Here is a 5,772-nt window from a genome sequence, read left to right on the forward strand (position 1 = left end):
AGAGGCTCTGGACTGCGCGTGCGGTGTCCACCTCGCCGCGCTCGGGGAGCACTGAGCGTAGTCAGCACTCCCCGAAGAACTTATGAATCGCTGCACTACGCGGGTTGGCGATGCCCCGCACATCGGTGATCATCGCGTCGGTGATGGTCGCGCAGTTCGCCGGGATCGCGATGCGGGCCAGCGGGATCGCGGTCATCCCCGCCGGCGGCTGCGTCGCCGTCGCCGACACATTCGACACGACGTGGAAGTAGCCGATGTCGTCGGAGGCCGGGTTCAAGCTGCCCTCGTACTCGGGGTCCAGGACGCGCAGCACCACCATGTCGGTGCGCCCCGACGCGCCCGTGGGGGCGATGTTCACGCTCGCCGTACCCACGTTGTACTGGGTGTAGGAGCCCTGGCCCCAGGCGGCACCCCGCACCACCCCGGAGCCGTCGGCGACAGCCACGCCCGCGCCGGGCGTCGCCTGCTGGCTCACCTTGAGGTCGTTGTACTCGGTCACGCCCTGCGACCCGCGCGACAGGTCGCGGATCATCATGCGCATGGTGCGGGCGGGATGGACGCCGCCGTTGACCATCATCGGGGGCTGGATCAGCGTCATTGAGGTGTCCTCACAAGGCGGTGTAGGCGTCGCGCCACGACAGGGTCAGGCGGCAGGTGTTCGTGTAGTCGGTGGCGGTCCACCGGATCTCGCTCTTGCCGGGCGGGATCTGGAACAGGTCCAGGCGGGAGCCGGACGTCAGCGCCGGCGCCGCGTTACCCGACCCGTTGCGCAGCACCCAGCGCGTGCCGGGCCGGGTGTCGATGTCGATCCACTCCCCGGCCGCCAGGCTGATCTGCAGCTGCAGGTAGCGGCCGGTGTCCACCACCCACACCTTCGGGTTGGTGACCGGCCCGTCGATGCGCACCGTCGGCCACGCCGCCAGGTCCCCTTCGTTGAGGACCCACCCGGGCCGCTCGGCCGGGTTCGACACCCCCGTGGTGATCGGGGCTCGGACCGGAGCGGTGAAGCCCTGCGAGTCATTCGAGATGTCCAGCGGCAGCGTCAGCGACTGCGAGTCGTCGGCGTGCCAGCGCGGGTCCGTCGCGGCGAAGTCCAGCGTAAGCGGAATCCACCCGTACACGGCCTGCGCCATCGCGGCCGTCTCCACCCGCCGCCACCTGCCGTACAGGCGCTTGACGTCCCGGCCGGGCCACTTGGCGCGCAGCACCGCCAGCGCCCCCGCCGTCTTGCGGACGGCATCAGCGCCGGTGGCCTGCTGCAGCCGGGCCAGCAAATCGAGCGCGGCCGCCGGGTCGTCGGGGGTGCGGATACCGGCCTCGATCGTCACCGTCCGCGTCCCGAACAGGTCCACGCCCGGGAAGCCGCCGTCGTCGGTGGGGTTGTCGACGTCCTCGGTGCGCAGCTCCGGCGCGCCCAGCCCGGTGATCTCACCGATCGGCAGCAGCGTGCCCGAGCCGATCACCAGGCCGCCGCCGACGTCCAACTGGTAGTCCCCAAGGGTCGTCATCAGATCTTGCCTCCTCGCTGCGCGGCACGAAGGCGCCGCATCACCTCCGCGCCGATCTCTTGCGCCGCCCCGCTGCCACCGGCACTACCGGTGACGGTCACCGGCATCTGGCCGATCAGCGGCGCGGCCGCCTCCTTCACCACGACCACGTGCACGCCGCCGGCGGGCTTCGCATCCACGGGCACCGGCCCCGAGACGCCCTGCGCGGTGAGGGTGTAGCCGAAGCGTTGGGCGACGTCCTCGAGGACAGCCGTCGCCGAGCCCCGCGTGGACTGCCCGAGCGGGATGTACGCCTCGCCCCCGGTGGAAGGCTCAGCGAACCTGACCAGGCCGTTGCTCGTCGCATACAGCCCCGGCGTCAGGACACCGCCCGCCGCGTACGACAGGCCCTTGTTGGCCCGCCCCAGATCGGACACGAACTTCGACGCCCGCGACCCCAGCGCCTTCTTCAACCGGGACAGGCCCGCGTTGCCGACCTCGATGATGCGGTCCTCGCCGAGCTGCGTGGCGTCGGCGACCTGGTGGATACCGGTCTTGCTCGACTTGATCGCCGAGATGACCGTCAGCAAGTCGGCCAGGTCCTGGTCGGACAGCGTCGCCGACGCCGCCTTGGAGGCATTGTTGGCCTTCGACGCGGCCGACTTGGACTTCACGGCCTGCGCCGCGAGCTGCTGTGCCGCCTCGTCGCCCTGCGCGGCCAGCCGCGACGCCAGGTCCCCATAGCCCTGCGCCGCCAGCTTCGCCAGGTCCTGCTGGAACGCCGACGTCTGCTTGGCCGCGCCACCGAGCTGGACGGTGTAGTCCGACAGCGACGCCTTCGCGGTCGCCGCCAGCTTCTCCAGATCCCCGGCCATGCTCTTCACGTACTTCGAGGTGCCCGTGGCCATCTTGTGCGTCAGGCCGACGCCGTCGGCGCCCATCGCCTCCAGCGCGGCAGCGACGTCGGTACCGGCGCGGCGCGCAACCGTCGCCAGGTCCTTACGCCACCGCTGCGCCTGCGACACCGACTTGTCGAGGTTCTTGCCGAACTTGGCCCAGTCGACGCCCGTGCCCTTGCTGTTCATCGAGTCCGACGCGATGCCCGACAGGGAGAACAGGCCGTCCAGGCCGCCCGCCGGCGTGTACGACCAACCCGACAAGCCGCCCTCGGCGTGGAAGTCGACGCTCGCCCCGAACCGGTGCGCGACCTCCACCAGGATCTCCTTGGAGCGGGCCCGCTTCGACAGGGCCAAAGGCAGGTATGCCTCGCCGCCCGTTTCCGGCTCCGCCCACACCCGCCACGACCCCGCGGGCGCGATCTGCGCCACGTGGGACTCGCGCGTGCCGCCGCCGGCGTAGAACGACAGCAGCGACCCGTCGGCCTGTACTTGGGGCTTGTTCGCCCACGGCACGCTCGAGCCGGGCGCGACGCGCGGGATCACCGTCACCGTCACCGGCGACGGCGGGTTCACGCTGACGGAGATGTTCTTGGTGCCGGGGATCTCCCGAACGCTCACACCGATCCCGTCCAGCTGCGCCTTCACGGCCTTCATGTCCCCGGACAGCAACGCCGACGTCAGGGCCTGCGCGGCGGCAGAGCCCTTGGACTTGGAGACCTGCGCGATCAGGTCGAGCATGCCCGTCCACTCGCCCTTGGCCTGGCCGCCGGCCGTCTTAAACGCCGAGACGACACCCCGCAGGTCCTTGGAGCTGATCGGCACATCCGCGCCCCAGATGTTCGCCAGCTGGTCCATCGCGCCGGTCACATCCCCCGACAGCAGGGCGTTTCGCAGCGCGTCCGCCGCGCCCGTGCCGCCCTCCTGCGCGACCTGCGCCAGCAGGGCCATGCCGCGCTGCAGCTGCCTCTTGGCGACCGCAATGCCCTTCTTCACCGCGCTGGACATGTCGGTGACGGCCATCTCCTGCATGACCTGCCCGAACTTGCCCGCGTCGTTGGTCGCGGCAGCGTCCGCCCACTTCTGGGCGATCTTCTTGCCATAGGTGGCGGCGATCGCGGGCAACTGCTCCAGACCGGCCCGGAACGTCTCCTGGGAACGCGACGCCGACTCCCCGATGATCGCCTGCAGCTCATCGGCGACCTTCGTCTTGCCCTTGCCGAGCTGCTTGACCAGCTCATCCAGGATCGGCGCCGACGACGCACCGAGCTGCGCGAAGTGGTCGGTCAGGCCGGTGTACCCGGCCATCGCCAATGTGGACAGGTTCTTCTGGAAGTCGCGCTGCGCCTTGAGCTGGTGCTCCAGCTCCTTCATTTAGTCCTTGAGCGACGCCTTCGCGTTCTTGTTGGACTTGGCGACCTTGTCCTGCGCGTCCTGCCACGCCTTCGCCGGATTCACGATGTCGCCGAGGGCCTGCGCCACCGCCTTCATCTCATCCGTGTACTGCGGAAGGCCGTCGGTCCCGACCGGAAGCAACTGGTCCAGGCTGAACAGGTCGCCGACCTTGACCCGGGAAGCGGCGAGCCGCGCGTTGACGATCTGCATTTGGGCGGCCAGCGACGCCTCGTCCTTGACCGCGTTCGACCAGATGCCGTGCTGCTTGTCGAGGATCTTCTTCGCATCGTCCCAGCGCGTGTCGTACGTGACGACCGGCGAGTTGGGCGTGGTGAAGAACGACGCATCGCGCCCGGTCTTGATCTTCGCGTACAGCTCGTCCAGCTTCGTCCCGCCGGCGGTGATCGCATCGATGGCGGTGGTGGTGGAGATGCCCAGCTTCTCCAGCTTCTTCATGTCGTCGCTGTTGGTCAGCTGCTCGGTCAGCTTGCGGACACCGGCGCCCGCGTCGCCCGCCTCGCGTTCCTGCCGCAGCGCGTCCACCAGGTCCGCCGTTGCGGCCTTCGCCTTCTCCTTCGACGCCGAGTACGCCGAGTACGCCAGCACACCGATCGTCAGCACCGCCGCCAGCGCGGAGACGGCAAGGCCCGCACCGCTCAGCACGGCGGGAAGCATTGCTCCACCCACCCTGGCCTCGGCCATCGCGGTACGGAACGCCGTGAACTGCACGCTCACCTTTCCGACACCGGCACGCAGCAGCAACGTCGCCGACATCAAAGCCAGCAGTGCCCCGGCCAGCGTCCTCACCGGCGAGGGAAGGTCGCTGATCGCCCCCGCGAACACCGACAGCGCCTCACCGACGCTCTGCAACGCCGGCAGCAGAGCCCGGCCCAGGTCGACACCCACCGCCTGTACCCGGTTGGAGAACATCGCCCACTGCCCCGAGGTGGTGTTCATCTGCAGCTCGAACGCCTTCTGGGTGGCGCCGGCCCGCTCCACCTCGTTGGCGATGCCCTCGTAGGAGTCGGCGTAGTTGCGGCCGTCGTTGGCAGCCAGCGACAGCACCGCGCGGGTCGCTCGCACGTCGACGAACAGTTTGGTCATCGCCTCGGACGAGCCGCCCGTGGCCTTCGTCAACTTGTTGACGACCACGTACAGGCCGTCCTGCTGCAACGCGGACGCCGCCGACTCGTACCCGAGCTTGCGCATCACGTTGCTCAGGTCGGTGGTGGGCGCCATCATCCGCGTCATCATCTGGTTCAGCGCGGTGGCGGACTCCGCAGCCGGGACACCGGACAGGGTGATCGCCGCGAACGCCGACGACAGGTCGTCGAACTTCACGCCGGCGGCGGCCGCCATCGGCACCACGTCACCAAGGTTCTGCGCCAGCTCCTCGAAGGAGATGACGCCCTTGTTGACGGTCTGGAACATCGTGTCCATGACGCCGCTGGCGTCGCCCGCCGTCAGGCCGTACGCCTTCAGGACGCCCAGCAGGGCCCGCGCGGACGTCTCGGTCGTCGTCAGGCCCGCACTGGCGCCCTTGGATGCGACCTGCAGGATCGTCATGGCGTCCGCGCCGTCGAAGCCCGTGGACACGATCTGGTACAGGCCCTCGGCGAGCTGCGTCGACGACTGCGTCAGGCCCGTCGACATCTGCACGATCTGGTCGGTGAAGCCGCTCACCGAACCGGCGTTGATCTCCTTGGAGATCGTCATGACGTTCGCCATGCGCTTCTCCAGCTGCACGGCCTGCAGCACGCCGGCGCCGAGCACCGCCGACAGCACCAGCCCCGAGCGTAGGTAGCCGTCGGTGCGGGCCTGCGTCGCGTCGCGGGTCTCGGCGGCAGCAGCCGCCTCGGCCTGCCGCACAGCGCCCGCGTTCGCCGCCGCACGCCGCGACGCCGCCGCCTCCACCTGCGACTGGGCGGCAACCGCCTGCAAGGCCCGCCCGTCGGCGGCCTCCCGCGCCTGCACCGCCCGCGTGCCCAGGGCCG

The 5,772-nt window shown here is 69.9% G+C and carries 4 protein-coding genes; all 4 read right to left on the reverse strand.

Going from position 1 to position 5,772, the window contains the following annotated elements:
* Positions 1 to 61 precede the first annotated feature (61 nt).
* Positions 62 to 598, reverse strand: coding sequence for a hypothetical protein (locus tag EFK10_RS45245; protein ID WP_127361458.1), 537 nt, complete (start codon positions 596 to 598; stop codon positions 62 to 64).
* 10 nt (positions 599 to 608) lie between these two features.
* Entirely contained in the window at positions 609 to 1,508 is a 900-nt protein-coding gene (locus EFK10_RS45250) for a phage distal tail protein (protein WP_127361459.1), read from the reverse strand.
* Positions 1,508 to 3,757, reverse strand: a complete 2,250-nt coding sequence (locus EFK10_RS45255) for a hypothetical protein (RefSeq protein WP_127361460.1) — start codon at positions 3,755 to 3,757, stop codon at positions 1,508 to 1,510. Before EFK10_RS45255 ends, EFK10_RS45250 begins: the two co-directional genes overlap by 1 nt.
* The coding region (locus EFK10_RS45260) for a phage tail tape measure protein (protein WP_127361461.1) at positions 3,758 to 5,772 on the reverse strand (2,015 nt) is incomplete at its 5' end.

Source organism: Streptomyces soli (genome assembly GCF_003999195.1).
GTDB lineage: Bacteria > Actinomycetota > Actinomycetes > Streptomycetales > Streptomycetaceae > Actinacidiphila > Actinacidiphila soli.

Bases quoted from the DNA above. Each gene is read 5' to 3' on its own strand.
- EFK10_RS45245 (WP_127361458.1), bottom strand. From the start codon at position 598: ATGACGCTGATCCAGCCCCCGATGATGGTCAACGGCGGCGTCCATCCC.
- EFK10_RS45250 (WP_127361459.1), bottom strand. From the start codon at position 1,508: ATGACGACCCTTGGGGACTACCAGTTGGACGTCGGCGGCGGCCTGGTG.
- EFK10_RS45255 (WP_127361460.1), bottom strand. From the start codon at position 3,757: ATGAAGGAGCTGGAGCACCAGCTCAAGGCGCAGCGCGACTTCCAGAAG.